This window comes from Bradyrhizobium sp. P5_C12 (assembly GCF_054049735.1).
Genome location: NZ_JBFULU010000018.1, coordinates 44742 through 59983 on the forward strand (window position 1 = coordinate 44742; position 15242 = coordinate 59983).

At 66.4% G+C, this 15242-nt stretch carries 17 protein-coding genes; 3 read left to right on the forward strand and 14 right to left on the reverse strand.

Annotated features, from left to right (window positions below):
- Nucleotides 1-5: 5 nt before the first annotated feature.
- The 7 genes from ACXJMY_RS17970 to ACXJMY_RS18000 form a co-directional block, all read right to left on the reverse strand.
- Nucleotides 6-656, reverse strand: a complete 651-nt coding sequence (locus ACXJMY_RS17970; RefSeq protein ID WP_456620675.1) for an aspartate/glutamate racemase family protein — start codon at nucleotides 654-656, stop codon at nucleotides 6-8.
- Between the two features lie 8 nt (nucleotides 657-664).
- Nucleotides 665-1549 carry a polysaccharide deacetylase family protein gene (locus ACXJMY_RS17975; protein WP_456620676.1) on the reverse strand — a complete coding sequence of 295 codons (885 nt, stop codon included), beginning with the start codon at nucleotides 1547-1549 and terminating at the stop codon, nucleotides 665-667.
- A complete protein-coding gene (locus tag ACXJMY_RS17980; RefSeq protein ID WP_456620677.1) occupies nucleotides 1536-2351 on the reverse strand; it encodes an ABC transporter substrate-binding protein in 816 nt (271 codons plus the stop codon). Before ACXJMY_RS17980 ends, ACXJMY_RS17975 begins: the two co-directional genes overlap by 14 nt.
- Nucleotides 2352-2365: 14 nt before the next feature.
- Nucleotides 2366-3130, reverse strand: coding sequence for an amino acid ABC transporter ATP-binding protein (locus ACXJMY_RS17985; RefSeq protein WP_456620678.1), 765 nt, complete (start codon nucleotides 3128-3130; stop codon nucleotides 2366-2368).
- On the reverse strand, nucleotides 3127-3984 hold the full coding sequence (locus tag ACXJMY_RS17990; RefSeq protein ID WP_456620679.1) for an amino acid ABC transporter permease: 858 nt from the start codon (nucleotides 3982-3984) through the stop codon (nucleotides 3127-3129). The genes ACXJMY_RS17985 and ACXJMY_RS17990 overlap by 4 nt, the downstream gene beginning before the upstream one ends.
- Nucleotides 3981-4805, reverse strand: coding sequence for an ABC transporter substrate-binding protein (locus ACXJMY_RS17995; protein WP_456620680.1), 825 nt, complete (start codon nucleotides 4803-4805; stop codon nucleotides 3981-3983). Before ACXJMY_RS17995 ends, ACXJMY_RS17990 begins: the two co-directional genes overlap by 4 nt.
- A 76-nt stretch (nucleotides 4806-4881) precedes the next feature.
- A complete protein-coding gene (locus ACXJMY_RS18000) occupies nucleotides 4882-5838 on the reverse strand; it encodes an N-carbamoyl-D-amino-acid hydrolase (protein WP_456620681.1) in 957 nt (318 codons plus the stop codon).
- A gap of 151 nt (nucleotides 5839-5989) precedes the next feature.
- Here ACXJMY_RS18000 and ACXJMY_RS18005 point away from each other — a divergent pair, with 151 nt between their 5' ends.
- Both ACXJMY_RS18005 and ACXJMY_RS18010 read left to right on the forward strand, forming a co-directional pair.
- The gene (locus tag ACXJMY_RS18005; protein WP_456620682.1) at nucleotides 5990-6916 is read left to right on the forward strand and encodes a LysR family transcriptional regulator; all 927 of its coding nucleotides are present in this window, start codon (nucleotides 5990-5992) and stop codon (nucleotides 6914-6916) included.
- 29 nt (nucleotides 6917-6945) lie between these two features.
- On the forward strand, nucleotides 6946-7665 hold the full coding sequence (locus tag ACXJMY_RS18010; protein ID WP_456620683.1) for a type 1 glutamine amidotransferase: 720 nt from the start codon (nucleotides 6946-6948) through the stop codon (nucleotides 7663-7665).
- Nucleotides 7666-7785: 120 nt separating this feature from the next.
- On the opposite strand, the gene ACXJMY_RS18015 is transcribed toward ACXJMY_RS18010, so the two are convergent.
- The 7 genes from ACXJMY_RS18015 to ACXJMY_RS18045 all read right to left on the reverse strand — a co-directional run bounded on the left by ACXJMY_RS18015 (nucleotide 7786) and on the right by ACXJMY_RS18045 (nucleotide 13211).
- On the reverse strand, nucleotides 7786-8253 hold the full coding sequence (locus tag ACXJMY_RS18015; protein WP_456620684.1) for a nuclear transport factor 2 family protein: 468 nt from the start codon (nucleotides 8251-8253) through the stop codon (nucleotides 7786-7788).
- A 79-nt stretch (nucleotides 8254-8332) separates the two neighbouring features.
- Nucleotides 8333-8737, reverse strand: coding sequence for a tol-pal system-associated acyl-CoA thioesterase (gene ybgC, locus ACXJMY_RS18020; protein WP_244550181.1), 405 nt, complete (start codon nucleotides 8735-8737; stop codon nucleotides 8333-8335).
- Nucleotides 8738-8849: 112 nt separating this feature from the next.
- The gene (locus ACXJMY_RS18025) at nucleotides 8850-9767 is read right to left on the reverse strand and encodes a metallophosphoesterase (protein ID WP_456620685.1); all 918 of its coding nucleotides are present in this window, start codon (nucleotides 9765-9767) and stop codon (nucleotides 8850-8852) included.
- Between the two features lie 128 nt (nucleotides 9768-9895).
- Nucleotides 9896-10945 carry a Holliday junction branch migration DNA helicase RuvB gene (gene ruvB, locus ACXJMY_RS18030; protein ID WP_456620686.1) on the reverse strand — a complete coding sequence of 350 codons (1050 nt, stop codon included), beginning with the start codon at nucleotides 10943-10945 and terminating at the stop codon, nucleotides 9896-9898.
- A gap of 127 nt (nucleotides 10946-11072) precedes the next feature.
- Nucleotides 11073-11690, reverse strand: a complete 618-nt coding sequence (gene ruvA, locus ACXJMY_RS18035; RefSeq protein ID WP_456620687.1) for a Holliday junction branch migration protein RuvA — start codon at nucleotides 11688-11690, stop codon at nucleotides 11073-11075.
- Nucleotides 11687-12214, reverse strand: coding sequence for a crossover junction endodeoxyribonuclease RuvC (ruvC, locus tag ACXJMY_RS18040; RefSeq protein WP_456620688.1), 528 nt, complete (start codon nucleotides 12212-12214; stop codon nucleotides 11687-11689). Before ruvC ends, ruvA begins: the two co-directional genes overlap by 4 nt.
- A gap of 250 nt (nucleotides 12215-12464) precedes the next feature.
- Nucleotides 12465-13211: a YebC/PmpR family DNA-binding transcriptional regulator gene (locus ACXJMY_RS18045; RefSeq protein WP_456620689.1), complete on the reverse strand. Its 747-nt coding sequence runs from the start codon at nucleotides 13209-13211 to the stop codon at nucleotides 12465-12467.
- 208 nt (nucleotides 13212-13419) lie between these two features.
- On the opposite strand from ACXJMY_RS18045, the gene ACXJMY_RS18050 reads away from it, so the two are divergent.
- Nucleotides 13420-15168 (forward strand): methyl-accepting chemotaxis protein, encoded by a 1749-nt coding sequence (locus ACXJMY_RS18050; RefSeq protein WP_456620690.1) that lies wholly within the window; start codon nucleotides 13420-13422, stop codon nucleotides 15166-15168.
- Nucleotides 15169-15242 lie beyond the last annotated feature (74 nt).

Below are 15242 nucleotides of genomic sequence, written 5' to 3' on the forward strand. Positions count from 1 at the left end.
GGATCTTATGTGTTCAACAAAACTGCACCGATCGCGGCTGCGACGGCCTGCTGCGCCGGCTCGACGACCGGCACGCCGATCGCCTCCGCAATCGCCGCGCGATGCGACGCCATGCCGGCGCAGCCCATCACCACGACGTCGGCGCGGCATTGCGTGACCAGCGCGCGGCCGGCTTCGATCAACCGGCCGCGGATGTCCGCGCCCGCCGTTTCCGCCGCGCTCGCGCCGACCGACCAGCTTCCGGCATAGCGGCTATCGACGCCCATCAGCCGCGCCATGCGCTGCTGGCGGCGGATGCTCGACGGCGACAGCGCGATGACACCGAAACGTTCGCCCAGCATCAGCGCGCGAAAGATGCCGCATTCCGCGATCCCCATCACCGGACGGCGGCCTGCCGCCTCGCGCACCGCATGCAGGCCGGGATCGCTGAAGCAGGCCAGCACGAAGGCATCGGCATCATCGCGCGTGACGCGGTTGACCAGCGGCATCACGACGCTGTCGGCATCGCGTTGCGAGCTGATCCCGGGCGGCCCCTCGGCGAGGCCGACCACCTCGATCTCCGGTCCGCCGGCGATTCGCAGCGGCGTGACCGCATCGTCGATCGCCGCCGTCACCGACGCGGAGGAGTTCGGATTGATGACGAGGATGCGGGTCATGGCATTGCCTAGCGGTTACCGGCCTCGTGGCGCAGGAAGTTTTCCGCGATCTTCTCGCCGGTGGTGATCCAGACGTCAGGGCACGACTTTGCGTAGGTCAGGAATTCGCGCAGCAGGCGCAGCCGCATCGGACGGCCGCTGCATTGCGGGTGCAGCACCGTCGTCACCATCGCACCCCAGTCGCGCACCTCATCGAGTTCGTCCTTCCAGATCGAGAGCACATGCTCCTTGGGGAAGATCGAGCGCGGGCTGAAACGGGCCGAGAGGCCGTGCATCCAGTCGTCATAGCTCGCGGTCACCGGCAGCTCGATCGTGCCGGGCTTGCCGTCGGCGAGGCGATGGCGATAGGGCCTGACGTCGTCGCGAAACGACGAGGTGTAGACGATGCCATGGCGCACCAGTGCTGCGCGCAGCTCCTCCGTGAACTCGCCATAGGGCGCACGATAGCCGGTCGGCCTGACGCCAAGCCGGCGCTTCAGCGCCTCGAAGCCGCGCTCCAGTTCCTCCTCGATCCAGGGATCGCCGGGATCGGGCAGCAGATGGTGATAGCCGTGATGACCGATCTCGTGGCCGGCCTTGAGGATGGATTCGGCCATCGCCGGATGCGCATCGACCGACCATCCCGTGACGAAGAACGTCGCCTTGAGGTCGAGTTGGTCGAGCAGCTCCAGCAGCTTCGGCGTGCCGACGCGCGCCTCGTAGCCGCCATAGCTCATGGTGATGAGCCGCTGCGCGTGCACCGCATCCTTGCTGGTCCAGGCGCTTTCCGCGTCCACGTCGAACGACAGGAACATCGCCGAATTGTACGGCTTCGGCCACGGGTATTCCGGCGCGGGATCCGCAGTGTTGGCCGGAACGAGCGGGATGCTCTGGAGTGCCTTACTGTCCAGCATTGATGGTCGCCTTCTCTATTGCGTTGTCGCTCAGTTTCCACTTGGCGAGCAGGGTACGATAGGTGCCGTCGGCAATCAGCGCGTCGACTGCCTCCAGCATGGCCTGCTGAAGCGCCTTTTCCTTGACCGGCAGGGCGATGCCGGTGAATTGCTGCGAGATCGGCGTGCCGACCGGCGCATACGCGCCGGGCTCGAGGTCCATGATGTAAGGCAGCGTCTCGTTGCCCTGCACGGCGGCGTCGATGCGGCCCTGCTTGAGCTGGGTGCGGGCATCGGCCGAGCCGTCGGTGCCGACGAAGACGATCGGAGCGCTACCGCAGTTCTTCTCGCTCCAGGCCGCGATCTCGGCCGGAAACTTGGTGCGACGGCTGGCGCCAACCTTCTTGCCGCAGAGCGCGGCCATGTCCTTGAACTCGGCCGCGCGCGACTGCTGCACGAAGAAGTTCGGACCGCTTTTGAGATAGTCGATGAAGCTCGCCGTCTCATGCCGGCTCGCGTAGTCCGTGAAGCCCGAAAGGATCGCATCGACGCGGCCGGTCGAGATCGACGGCATGAACTGGTCGAAGCTGGTCTCCTGCCACTCGATCTTGACTCCGAGCTTGCGGCCGATCGCCTCGCCGAGCTCGACATCGAAGCCGGACAGCGCGCTGGTGGCGGGATCGCGGAACTCCATCGGCGGATAGTTCGGCACGATCGCGACCTTGATGCTGCCGCGCTTGGCGATCTCGGCCGGCAAGTCGATCGCCATTGCCGAAGCCGTTGTGGCGCACGCCAGCGCCGTCGCAAGAAGAAGTCTGATCATCGAAACGCCCCCATTCAGATCACTGCCGAAAGAAATGCCCTGGTGCGCTCCTCGCGCGGCGCGCCCAACACGTCGGAGGCGCGGCCCTGCTCGACGATCGCGCCCTGGTCCATGTAGACGACACGGTCGGCGACCTCGCGGGCGAAGCCGAGCTCGTGCGTCACCACCATCATGGTCATGCCGCTCTTCGCCAGCTCCTTCATCACCGCGAGCACCTCGCCGACCAGCTCCGGGTCGAGTGCGCTGGTCGGCTCGTCGAACAGCATCAGCATCGGTTTCATGGCGAGCGCGCGGGCAATCGCCACGCGCTGCTGCTGGCCGCCGGAGAGTTGCGCGGGATAGGAGTCTGCCTTGGTCGCGAGCCCGACGCGCCTGAGCAGCTCGAGCGCCTCGGCGCGCACCTCATCGAATTTGCGGCCCTGCACCTGGAGCGGGCCTTCGGTGATGTTCTCCAGCGCGGTCTTGTGCGGAAACAAATTGAAGCGCTGGAACACCATGCCGGTCTTCAGCCGCTGCCGACCGATCTGGCGCTCGGTCAGGCGATGCAGCCGTCCGTTCTGCTCGCGCACCCCCAGCAGCTCGCCGTCGAGCCAGATGCCGCCGGCATCGATCGCGGCGAGCTGGTTGATGCAGCGGAGCAGCGTGGTCTTGCCCGAGCCGGAGGCGCCGATCAGACACATCACCTCGCCGGGCCAGATGTCGAGCGAGATGTTCTTGAGAGCCTGAAACTCTCCAAAACTCTTGCTGACGGAGCGGATCGCGACGAGCGGTTTTGTCATCGCGCCAACCGCAATGTGCCGCGTGCAAAACGGCGTTCGAGCAGCATCTGGAGCGGCGTCAGGATCGAGACGACGAGCAGGTACCAGAGCCCGGCGACGATCAGGAGCTCGATCACGCGGGAATTGGCGTAGTAGATGTTCTCTGCGTTATGCAGCACTTCCGGATACTGGATCACGCTCGCGAGCGAGGTCGCCTTCACCATGCCGATGAACTCGTTGCCGAGCGGCGGGATCACCACGCGCATCGCCTGCGGCAGGATGATGCGGCGCAACGCGCGCAGCCGTCCCATGCCGATCGCCTGCGCCGCCTCATATTGCCCGATGTCGACCGACAGCATGCCGGCACGCATCACCTCGGAGGTATAGGCGCCCTGGTTGATGCCGAGTCCGAGCAGCGCGGCGAGGAATGGCGTCATGACGTCGACGGCGCGCGCGCTCCACAGGCCGGGGATGCCGATGGTCGGGAATACCAGCGCGAGATTGAACCACAGCAGCAGTTGCAGGATCAGCGGCGTGCCGCGGAACAGCCAGGTGTAGCCGGCCGCGACCGTCTTCAGCACCGGATTGGGCGACAACCGCATGATCGCGACGACGATACCGAGGAAGATGCCGAGCGCCATCGCCAGCACGGCCATCACCATGGTGTTGACGATGCCTTCGAGGATCACCTTGGCGGTCAGGAAGCGGCTGACATAGGACCATTCGATCTGGCCGCCTGCAAAGGCGCGCCCGATCGCCGCCAGCACCAGGACGATCAGGGCTGCGCTGAGCCAGCGAAACCAGTGCGGCTCGCGCGCGATCCGCATCCCCGACAGATCGGGAAAACCCTCCGCGAGTGCCGGTGCCGGCTTCATTGCGGCGCCGCGTTCAGCATGGGCTGGGCGACCGCATTCGCCCCCAGACCCCATTTGTCGAGCACGGCCTTGTAGGAGCCGTCGGCGATCATGCCGGTGAGCTTCTCCGTCACCACTTCGCGCAAGGCTGCATCGTCCTTGCGGAACATGATGCCTTGATAGCCGGTGGACAACTGCTCGCCAACGACGCGGTATTTGCCGGGCTCCTGCGTCTGCGCATAAGGCAGCGTCTCGCTGCCCTGCACGGCGGCGTCGACGCGGCCCTGCTTGAGCTGGTTGCGGACGTCGATCGAGTTCTCGCCCGGGACGTACTGGATGGCCGGCTTGCCGACCGCCTCGCAATTCTGCTTGCTCCACTTCTCGATCTCGACCGGGAAACTGGTGCTGCGCGTGGTGCCGACCTTCTTGCCGCAGAGATCGGTCGCGGCCTTGGTCACGCTCTCCGCCATGACGAAGAACTGCGGGCCGGTCGCGAGATAGTCGACGAAATCGGCCGTCTCGCGCCGCGAGGCGCGGTCCGAGATGCCGGAGATGATGAAGTCGGCGCGTTTGGTCTGGAGCGAGGGGATCAGCTCGGCGAACGGCGTCTCGCTCCAGACGATCTTCACGCCGAGCCGCTTGGCGAGCTCGTTCGCAAGGTCGATGTCGAGCCCGACCAGCTCGCTGGTGGCGGGATCGCGATATTCCATCGGGGCGTAGGTCGAGTTGACCGTCAGCCGCAGGGTGCCCGCCTGCTTGATCTCCGCCGGGAGTTCGGCGGCTTTGGCGGACGCAATGGCAGCCAGCGCTGCAAGACCGAGAGAGAGCGAGAGGCGTGTCATGTCAGCTCCTTTGCCAATCTTCTTCCTGTGCCGATCTTTTCCTTTTGACGACGCTTGCCAGCGCCGTGCCACTTGCTCAGTCGGCGTCGAGGACGGCCGGCTCGATGACGCCGGCGCGCTCGGTGATCACCCGGTACTGCTCGGGCCGCCGATGGGCGGCGAAATTGAACATCTTGTCCTTGCCCTGGCGGCAGAGGTCGAGATCGATGTCGGCGACGACCACCTCGTCCGCCAGCGTCTCGGCCTGCGCGACGATGCGGCCGTTGGGATCGACGATGCAGGAGCCGCCGATCAGGCCGGAACCATCCTCCTCGCCCGCCTTCGCCACCGAGATCGCCCAGGTCGCGTTCATGTAGGCGTTGGCTTGCGTCACCAGTGTCGAGTGGAAGGTGCGGAGCGCCCCGTCTTCCGTCGTGCCGCCATTGGGATCATAGGCCGCCGAATTGTAGCCGATGCAGACGAGCTCGACGCCTTGCAGGCCGAGCACGCGCCAGGATTCCGGCCAGCGGCGATCATTGCAGATCATCATGCCCATGATGGCGTGGGCCCAGGCCGAGCCGGCGCGGAAGGCGGGGAAGCCGAGGTCGCCATATTCGAAATAGCGCTTCTCGAGTTGCTGATAGCGCGCACCCGGGCGCGGCTCGACCGAACCGGGCAGATGCACCTTGCGATAGCGGCCGAGAATCTCGCCGTCGCGGTCGACCAGGATGGCGCAATTGTAGCGGCGGCCGTCCGGCGTCAGCTCGGCATAGCCGACATAGAAGCCGACACGCAGCGCCCGCGCCCGATCGAACAGCTTGGCGACGGCCGGGTTCGGAATGCTGCGCTCGAAGTACTGGTCGAGCGCCTCGCCCTCCAGCAGCCAGCGCGGAAAGAAGGTCGTGAAGGCAAGCTCGGGAAACACCACGAGGCTGGCACCACGGCCGGCCGCTTGCTCCAGCAGGTCGATCATGCGGCCCAGCGTATGCTCGCGCGTATCGGCTTTTTGCGTCGGCCCCATCTGGGCGGCGGCGGCGCGAAGGACACGAACCAAGATTGCCTCCAATCTGTGCGCAGTGCTGCCTCAATGGGCGGATGAACCCATTGATCCAGCGTGCAAATCCGCTGCCATTACGCGCAAGCGGGGCTGCAAAAGCAATTCGTTCTGCTATGATCTTTTGGCCCAGAGTATAATCGGCGGTGATATGAACCTGCGTCAGCTCGAGATCCTGCGTGCCGTCATCCGCCATCGCACCACGGTTGCTGCGGCGGACGAGCTGGCGCTGTCGCAGCCCGCGGTCAGCAACGCGCTGAAGACGATGGAGACGCAGGCGGGATTCGCGCTGTTCGAGCGCGTCAACAACCGGCTGTTCCCGACCGCGGAAGCGATGGCGCTCTACAAGGAGAGCGAGGCGATCTTCGCGCTGCATGCCAAGCTCGAGAACCGCGTGCGCGATTTGCGCGAGAACCGCTCCGGCCATCTTGCCATCGTGGCGACGCCGCCGCTCGCCTACAGCATCATCCCGTCTGCGCTATCTGGCTTCCTGCGACGCCGTCCCGAGACGCGCGTCTTCTTCGACGTGCGCCGCTATGAGGGCATCATCGAGGGCGTGCTCAGCCGTGTCGCCGAGCTCGGCTTCGCGCTCGGCCTGACGCATCATCCCGGCATCGCGCATGAGGTGGTGCACACCGGCGAGATGGTGTGCGTGCTGCCGCCGCAGCACCCGCTCGCGGACAGACCCGTGATCTCGGCCGCTGATCTCTCCGGCCTGCCCTTCATCGGGCTCGAGCGCGGCACGCGACTCGGTGAAGCCGTGCGCGACAGTTTTGCCCGGGCCGGCGCGCCGTTCCAGCCGACCGTCGAGGTGCGCTACTGCAACACCGCCTGCGTGCTCGCCGCCGCCGGCGTCGGCGCCGCGGTGGTCGATCCGTTCTCGCCGCGGCAGAATGGCGGCCTCGGCCTCGTCGTCAGGCCATTCGCGCCGACAACGCGCGCGGTCGCCTACATGCTGTGGTCGGAAGCCGAACCCCTGTCACGCCTCGCCAAGGCCTTTCTCAACGAGGTTCGCAAGGAGAGTGCGCTGCTGGAGCGCACAGCACCACACCAGCAACATGGGGCAGAAAGCGACTGAGCTTCGCAACCTTTTGACCCGGGGGGCACATGGCACGCATCACCATCATCGAGACGGGAAAAGTCCCGCAAAAATATCGCGAGCGGCACGGCTCGTTTCCGGACATGTTCGAACGCATGGTCCGCGCCGAGGATCCGGCGGCCACAGTCGACGTGGTCAGCATCCCGAATGGCGACGCACTCCCCGATCCGGGCAAGCTGGAGGCCGTGCTGATCACCGGCGCGGCCGCCGGCGTCTATGACGGGCTGGACTGGATCGCGCCGCTGGAAGAATTCGTTCGCACCGCCTATGCAAACAGGACGCCCATGGTCGGCGTCTGCTTCGGCCATCAGCTGATCGCGCAGGCGCTCGGCGGCACCGTGCGCAAGTCGGAGAAGGGCTGGGGCATCGGGCGCCACGTCTATCAGGTGCTGCCGGAGAACGGCGTCGTCGAAGGCGAAGCGGTCGCGATCGCCGCCTCGCATCAGGACCAGGTGATCGAGCCGCCGACCGACGCGCTGACGATCCTCTCGTCCGAATTCACCCCGCATGCCGGCCTGCTCTACGCCAACGGCGCCACGCTGACCGTGCAGCCGCATCCGGAGTTCGACGTGGAGTTCGCGCAAGTGTGCTGCGAGCTCCGCGACGGCAAGGCGCCGGAGGATGTCGTCGCGACGGCGAGGGCGTCGCTGGCAGAGCCGATGGACAACGCCAAGCTGGGTGGCGCGATCACGAGGTTTTTGGCGCGCAAATCCATCCCCTCATCCTGAGGAGCGCGCTCTCGCGCGCGTCTCGAAGGATAGAGGCCGAGATGCGGCAGCGGGGCCTGCATGGTTCGAGACGCCGCTTCGCGGCTCCTCACCATGAGGGGCGAAAGTTGCTTGCGCGCCTCAGAACGGGTCAGTCCCCAGCCCCGCCACATCCGCCGGCCGCGGCCCCGGCGCCGGCCAGTGAAAGCGGCGGTCCTTCTCTGCGATCGCGATGTCGTTGATCGAGGCTTCGCGCCGCCGCATCAGCCCGTGCTCGTCGAACTCCCACTGCTCGTTGCCGTAGGAGCGATACCACTGGCCGGACGCGTCGTGCCATTCGTACTGGAAGCGCACCGCGATGCGGTTGCCGTCGAAGGCCCAGAGGTCCTTGATCAGGCGGTAGTCGTGCTCCTTCTCCCATTTGCGGGTGAGGAACGCGACGATGGCCTCGCGGCCCTGGAACACTACCGAGCGATTGCGCCAGCGGCTGTCCTCGGTGTAGGCGAGCGAGACGCGCACCGGATCGCGTGAATTCCAGGCGTCCTCGGCCATGCGGGCTTTTTGCGCGGCAGTCTCTCTCGTGAACGGCGGAAGCGGCGGGCGCGACATGGCTGGCCTCATCGGTTGACGGGAGCGCAAATCTATCGCCGCACACGGCGGTGTCGAGAGGCGATTGCCTATCGGGCGATCACGAAATCAGATCGGCCTTCATCAATGTCCGGATCGATTTCGGGATCGGCTGGGCGCGGCCGCCGCTGATGAAGGCGACGCGCACCTCGGCCTTCACCAGCACGTCCTCGCCGCGCCGCACCTCCTGCGCCAGCATGATCGAGGCGCCCTTCACCGCGACCGGCCAGGTCACGACGTCGAGCACGTCGTCCATCCGCGCGGGCTTGAGGAAATCCAGATGCATCGAGCGCACGACGAAGGCGAATCCGGCATCCTCCGTCGCGGGCTGCTCGAACAATGCCTGCTGCTCGGCGCCCATCAGGCGAAGGTGATTGGTCCGCCCGCGCTCCATGAAGCGCAGATAATTGGCGTGATAGACGATGCCGGAAAAGTCCGTGTCCTCGTAATAGACGCGGACCTGCATGTGGTGGCGGCCGTCGCGGATCTCGCCGTCGAGATGAGCTGTCACGTCGCGAGCCTCTTCTTTTCAGATAGAGGCCCGTTTTGCGCAAAAACGGCCGGACGCGCAAGCCGAACTACGCCACCACAGGCCCTCGCCCCAGCGTCACCTCGACGATCTCGGGCGGCACGCCGACGCGGATCGGCATGAGGCTGCAACCGAGGCCGCCGGAAACGATGACGTCGCATTTGAGCCGGAAATGGCCGTAGGCGAGCCGGAGGCCATGCTGCCGCGAAACGGCCGGCGACCAGCCGAGCAGGCGGATCTGGCCGCCATGGGTGTGGCCGGACAGTTGCAGCGCGACGCGCGCGGGCACGCGCGGCGCGATGTTGGGCTCATGCGCGAGCAGGATGATCGGCGCGTCGTCGGTCACCTTTGCCAGCGTCGCATTGAGATCGTCGGCGCCGAAGCGCTGCACGCGGCCGTAACGCTGCGCTGGAAAATAGGCGAGCTGATCGCCGAGGCCGGCGAGCCAGAAGGAGCGGCCGTCCTTGGTCAAGCGCACGGCGTCGTTCTCGTAGACGGGAATGCCGGCCACCTCGAGCGCGCGATGCGCCACCGTCGGCCCGTGCCCGGCCCGCTGCACGACCTTGTCGTCCCAATAATCGTGATTGCCCATCACGGCGTGAACGCCGAGCGGCGCCTTCAGGCCGGCCAGCACCCTCGCCCATTCGTTGGCCGGAATGATGCGGGTGACCTGGTGGAGACCGGCGACATAGTCGCCGAGCAGCACGATGAGGTCGGCGTTCAGCGCGTTGGTACGGTCGACGATGGCCTCGATCCGATCCAGCGACATCCAGGGATCGCAGGCGTGAATATCGGCGATCACGGCGATCTTCAGCGGAAAGTCCACGGGCCATTGCCGCGGGGTCGGATGATAGCGGGTGACGCGAAGGCGCAGCACCGGCTCGACGCCGACGCCATAGGCGGCGGTCGAGATGCCGAGGGCGGACAGACCGCCGATGGAACGGATGAGATGACGGCGCGTGATCATGGAAGCCCGGTCGTGATGCGCTTTCCGTAATGCGGCCCGATTGGAGCGGAATTGGGGTGCGCTTGTGCAGACCGTCTGCACAAGATTACCGGAAATTCATGATAGAAGGAGCGCTTTGGAGGCGCAAATCAATCGTCGCTCTCGTCCGTGCCGAACAGGCCGAACTGCGCCGCGTCGCGCGAGGGCTCTGCGATGCCGAGATGGCGGAAGGCGTGCGAGGTGAGCAGGCGGCCGCGCGGGGTGCGCTGGAGGTAGCCGCACTGGATCAGATAGGGCTCGATGATGTCCTCGATCGCGTCGCGCGGCTCGGACAGCGCGGCGGCCATCGTCTCGACGCCGACCGGGCCGCCGCCATAGTTCTGCGCGATGGTCGTAAGGTAGCGGCGGTCCATGGCATCTAAGCCTGCGGCGTCGACCTCGAGCGCGCTCAGCGCGTGGTCGGCGATCTTGCGGTCGATCGAGGCGGCATCGGCGGCGGAGGCGAAATCGCGCACGCGCCGCAACAGGCGGCCGGCGATGCGCGGCGTGCCGCGGGCGCGGCGCGCGATCTCGTTGGCGCCGTCCGCGCTCATGCCGACATTGAGCACCCGCGCGCCGCGGGTGACGATGCTTTCCAGCTCCTCGATGGTGTAGAAGTTCAACCGGACCGGAATGCCGAAACGATCGCGCAGCGGATTGGTGAGCAGGCCGGCGCGCGTGGTGGCGCCGACGAGCGTGAATTTCGACAATTCGATCTTGACCGAGCGCGCCGCCGGGCCCTCGCCGATGATGAGATCGAGCTGAAAGTCCTCCATCGCGGGATAGAGCACCTCTTCCACCGCCGGGCTGAGGCGATGGATCTCGTCGATGAAGAGTACGTCGCGCTCTTCGAGGTTGGTGAGGAGCGCGGCGAGATCGCCGGCCTTGGCGATCACCGGGCCCGACGTCGCGCGAAAGCCGACGCCGAGCTCCTTGGCCACGATCTGCGCCAGCSTGGTCTTGCCGAGGCCCGGGGGGCCTACGAACAGCACGTGATCCAGCGCCTCGCCGCGCTTGCGCGCCGCCTCGATGAAGATCGAGAGATTCTTGCGCGCCTGCTGCTGGCCGACGAAGTCGGACAGCGACTGCGGGCGCAGCGCGGTGTCGCCGACGTCATCGGAGCGGCGCTCGGGCGTGACCATGCGGGGGGGCGTGGTCATGCGGATAAGCCTGATCGTAGGGTGGGCAAAGGCGCTCTTCGCGCCGTGCCCACCATATCTCCGATCATTCTACAGATGGTGGGCACGCTTCGCTTTGCCCACCCTACGAGATTGACCATCGACGCGCTCACTTCGAGAGCTCCTTCAGGCCGAGCCGAATGAGCTGCGCGGTCTCGGCAGTCTCGCCGGCACTGCGCGATGCCGCCGCGATGGCGGCGGCCGCCTGCGGCTGGCCGTAGCCGAGATTGACCAGCGCGGAGATCGCATCCGCGACGGGCCGCGGCGCACGCTGGTCGTCGACGGCGCCGGCGAGGTGCACAACGGCCGGATCGACATTGGCAAACGCCGGCGCCTTGTCCTTCAATTCGGTGACGATGCGCTCAGCGACCTTGGGGCCGACGCCGGGCGTGCGCGCCACCGCGGCCTTGTCGCGTAGCGCAATGGCGTTGGCGAGATCGGAGGGCGCCAGCGTCCCGAGCACGGCGAGCGCGACTTTTGCGCCGACGCCCTGCACGGTCTGGAGCAGGCGAAACCATTCGCGCTCCTGGTCGGTGCGAAAGCCGAACAGTTTGATTTGGTCCTCGCGGACATAGGTCTCGATCGACAACACGGCGGCTTCGCCCGGCGACGGCAGATGCTGCAGCGTCCGCGTCGAGCAATGCACCTGATAGCCGACGCCGCCGACGTCGAGGAGCACATAATCCTCGCCGTAGGAATCGATCAGGCCCTTGAGCTTGCCGATCATATCCCAACCACCTTCAGCCGCAGCGCCGTGCTCTGGCGGTGATGGGCGTGGGTGATGGCGATGGCGAGCGCGTCGGCGGCATCCGCGGACGGCGGCTCGGCCTTGGGCAGCAAAATCTTCAGCATCATCGCGATCTGGTGCTTGTCGGCGTGGCCGGCGCCGACCACGGTCTTCTTCACCTGGTTCGGCGCGTATTCGGCCACCGTGATGCCGAACATTGCGGGCGCCAGCATGGCGACGCCGCGGGCCTGGCCGAGTTTCAGCGTCGCGACGCCGTCCTTGTTCACGAACGTCTGCTCGACCGCGGCTTCCATCGGCTTGTGGTCGGAGAGCACGGCCGCGAGCCCTTCATGGATCGCGAGCAGGCGGCTTGCGAGCGGCAGGTCGTCCGGCGGTTCCACCGAGCCGCAGGCGACGTAGACGAGCCGATTGCCCTCGGACTCGATCACGCCCCAACCGGTGCGGCGCAGGCCGGGGTCGATGCCAATGATGCGAACGGGGACGCGAATCGGGAGCGCGGTCATGGGCCAGTGATAGCGGCTGGCCGCTGTGGGGGAAACAGAAACAGAACGAAAGTAACAGGGGAAGTGGGGTCGGCCCTTCGCCTCTCCCCGCTTGCGGGGAGAGGCCGGAATGCGCGCGAAGCGCGGATTCCGGGTGAGGGGGACTCTCCGCGAGTCCGTCTGTCAGCGTCTACGCGGAAACAGCCCCTCACCCCGACCCTCTCCCCGCAAGAGCGGGGCGAGGGGGTGCACCGTCCAAGCGGAACGAACCCTACCCGCCCATCTTCGCCATCAGCGCGTCCGAGACCTCGAAATTGGCGTAGACGTGCTGGACGTCGTCGTGCTCGTTGAGCAGGTCCATCAGCTTCAGCAGCTTCTCGCCGGTCTCGTCGTCGACCGCGACCGTGTTCTGCGGCTTCCAGATCAGCGCGGCCTTGCGCGGCTCGCCGAATTTGGCTTCCAGCGCCTTGGCGACGTCGCGATAGCTTTCGGTCGAGGCGTAGATCTCATGGCCGCCCTCGCCGGAGATGACGTCGTCGGCGCCGGCCTCGATCGCGGCATCGAGCACCGCATCGTCGGAGGCGACGCTGCGGTCATATTCGATGATGCCGGTGCGGTCGAACATGAAGGAGACCGAGCCTGTTTCGCCGAGGTTGCCGCCCGACTTGGTGAAGAAGGAGCGGATGTCGGAGGCGGCGCGGTTGCGATTGTCGGTCAACGCCTCGACGATGACGGCGACGCCGCCCGGGCCATAGCCTTCGTAGCGGATCTCGTCATAGTTCTCGCCGTCGCTGCCGAGCGCCTTCTTGACGGCGCGCTCGATATTGTCCTTCGGCATGTTCTCCTGGCGCGCCGCGGTGATCGCCGCACGCAGGCGCGGGTTCATGTTGGGATCGGGCGTCCCCAACTTGGCCGCAACGGTGATTTCCCGCGCCAGCTTGCCGAACAGCTTCGACTTCTGGGCATCCTGCCGCCCCTTGCGGTGCATGATGTTCTTGAATTGGGAATGTCCGGCCATGCGTGGTCTCTTGGTCTCTAGGGAAGTGTCCGCCAGCGAGAGTGGGAAGCGCGGCCTTATAGGCCGCCAACCCACCGGAATGAAAGGGTCTCTCATACTTTAAGGTAATACCGTAGGGCCCCCTGTCCAGATGTTAGGCATCGTTAACCCTGACTTCATTCCGGCCTGCGAAAATAGCGACCGCCCGTCCCCCGACAAGAGTGACCTGATGGCGTTCGGACTATTTCGGAAGCGTCTGCCGGATTCGGCCGCGCCTGCGACAGCCCCGCAAGCTGCGCCGCCTGCCGTCAATGCCGAGCCCGCGCCGGCCGCCGAGAGCGATTCGGCCAGGGAAATCCTCGAACTGCTGGAACTCGAGCTGGGCGCGATGATTCGCCAGCTTGAGCGTGCCGCCAATTCGGTCGCCGGCGGCGCGGAGGCGACCGCGGCGACGCTTGCCGATATCCGCCTGCGCACCGACGCGCTGACCGGCCGGACCAATTCCGCGCAATCGACCGCCTCCACCTTCGCCCAGGCCGCCGACAAGTTCACCCAGTCCGCACAGGGAATCGGCGCGCAGGTCCGCGCGGCCGGCAAGCTCGCCGACGAGGCCAGCGCCGCGGCGCAGGAGGCGCGCGCCAATGTCGACCGGCTGCGCGAGTCCTCGGCCGCAATCGGCAATGTCGTCAATCTGATCGCGCAGATCGCGCGGCAGACCACGCTGCTCGCGCTCAACTCGACCATCGAGGCGGCGCGCGCCGGCGCGGCCGGCAAGGGCTTCGCGGTCGTCGCCACCGAGGTCAAAGCGCTCGCGGTGCAGACCCAGGGCGCGACCGAAGAGATCACCAGGAAGATCGACGCGCTGCAGCGTGACGCGGCCGGATCGGCGGATGCGGTCCATCGCATCTCGCAGGCGATCGAGGCGATCCGGCCGGTGTTCGACACCGTCAACGGCGCCGTGGCCGAGCAGAACGCGACCACCGGCGAGGTCTCCAACAACGCGGCCAGCGCGTCGCAGTTCATCATCTCGGTCGGCGAGAGCGCCGCCGAGATCGATGCCGCGACCAAGGCCGCCGCGACCCACGGCGAGAGCGTCGCCAGTGCCGGCAAGGCCGTCACCACCTTCGCGCAGAAGCTGAAATCGCGCTGCGCGATCCTGCTCCGGCAGAGCGAGCACGACGATCGCCGCAAGACCGAGCGGCTGCCCTGCCATCTCAAGCTCGAGACCGCGCGCGGGCTGATGCCGGTCTACGAAATCGCGATGGATGGCGTGCTGATCGGCGGCGCGGACGCAGGCCGGCTCGCGCCGCAGGGCATCATCGACGGCAGCCTCGAAGATGTCGGCTCGTGCCGCCTGCGTGTCATCGAGCAGTCCAAGGCCGGCGCCCGCACCCAATTCGTCGGCCCTACCGCCGAGCTGAACGAGAAGATCGAGGACAAGCTCTGGTCGATCCACGAGGAGAACACGGAGTTCGTCACCCGTGCGCTGGAGGCGGGCAACGCGCTGACCAGGATCTTCGAGCAGGCGGTTGCGCGCGGCGAAGTCAAGATCGACGATCTCTTCGATACCGATTACGTCGAAATCGCCGGCACCAATCCGCAGCAATACCGCACCAGATATCTGGACTGGGCCGACCGCGCGCTGCCGCCGTTCCAGGAGGCGTTCCTGGCCAAGGAGCCCCGCATGGCGTTCTGCGCCATGGTCGACCGCAACGGCTTCCTGCCGGTGCACAACAAGATCTACTCGCATCCGCAACGGCCGGGCGACGCCGCCTGGAATACGGCCAACTGCCGCAACCGACGGATTTTCAACGATCCGGCGGGGTTGGGGGCCGCGCACAACCTGCGCTCGTATCTGATCCAGAGCTATGCGCGCGACATGGGCAACGGGAACACGGTCATGATGCGCGAGATCGACGTCCCGGTCCGCGTGCAGGGCCGGCACTGGGGTGGATTCAGGACGGCCTATAAGCTCTAGCGCGCAATCCGAAAAAAAGCGTGCCGCGGTTCTTCAAAAAGATCATGCGCAAACAAGGAGCTAAAGCGCGATGA

Excerpts from the sequence above, each read along its gene's own strand:
- ACXJMY_RS17970 (WP_456620675.1), bottom strand. The coding sequence starts at position 656 with ATGACCCGCATCCTCGTCATCAATCCGAACTCCTCCGCGTCGGTGACG.
- ACXJMY_RS17975 (WP_456620676.1), bottom strand. The coding sequence starts at position 1,549 with ATGCTGGACAGTAAGGCACTCCAGAGCATCCCGCTCGTTCCGGCCAAC.
- ACXJMY_RS17980 (WP_456620677.1), bottom strand. The coding sequence starts at position 2,351 with ATGATCAGACTTCTTCTTGCGACGGCGCTGGCGTGCGCCACAACGGCT.
- ACXJMY_RS17985 (WP_456620678.1), bottom strand. The coding sequence starts at position 3,130 with ATGACAAAACCGCTCGTCGCGATCCGCTCCGTCAGCAAGAGTTTTGGA.
- ACXJMY_RS17990 (WP_456620679.1), bottom strand. The coding sequence starts at position 3,984 with ATGAAGCCGGCACCGGCACTCGCGGAGGGTTTTCCCGATCTGTCGGGG.
- ACXJMY_RS17995 (WP_456620680.1), bottom strand. The coding sequence starts at position 4,805 with ATGACACGCCTCTCGCTCTCTCTCGGTCTTGCAGCGCTGGCTGCCATT.
- ACXJMY_RS18005 (WP_456620682.1), top strand. The coding sequence starts at position 5,990 with ATGAACCTGCGTCAGCTCGAGATCCTGCGTGCCGTCATCCGCCATCGC.
- ACXJMY_RS18010 (WP_456620683.1), top strand. The coding sequence starts at position 6,946 with ATGGCACGCATCACCATCATCGAGACGGGAAAAGTCCCGCAAAAATAT.
- ACXJMY_RS18015 (WP_456620684.1), bottom strand. The coding sequence starts at position 8,253 with ATGTCGCGCCCGCCGCTTCCGCCGTTCACGAGAGAGACTGCCGCGCAA.
- ybgC (WP_244550181.1), bottom strand. The coding sequence starts at position 8,737 with ATGCAGGTCCGCGTCTATTACGAGGACACGGACTTTTCCGGCATCGTC.
- ACXJMY_RS18025 (WP_456620685.1), bottom strand. The coding sequence starts at position 9,767 with ATGATCACGCGCCGTCATCTCATCCGTTCCATCGGCGGTCTGTCCGCC.
- ruvA (WP_456620687.1), bottom strand. The coding sequence starts at position 11,690 with ATGATCGGCAAGCTCAAGGGCCTGATCGATTCCTACGGCGAGGATTAT.
- ruvC (WP_456620688.1), bottom strand. The coding sequence starts at position 12,214 with ATGACCGCGCTCCCGATTCGCGTCCCCGTTCGCATCATTGGCATCGAC.
- ACXJMY_RS18045 (WP_456620689.1), bottom strand. The coding sequence starts at position 13,211 with ATGGCCGGACATTCCCAATTCAAGAACATCATGCACCGCAAGGGGCGG.
- ACXJMY_RS18050 (WP_456620690.1), top strand. The coding sequence starts at position 13,420 with ATGGCGTTCGGACTATTTCGGAAGCGTCTGCCGGATTCGGCCGCGCCT.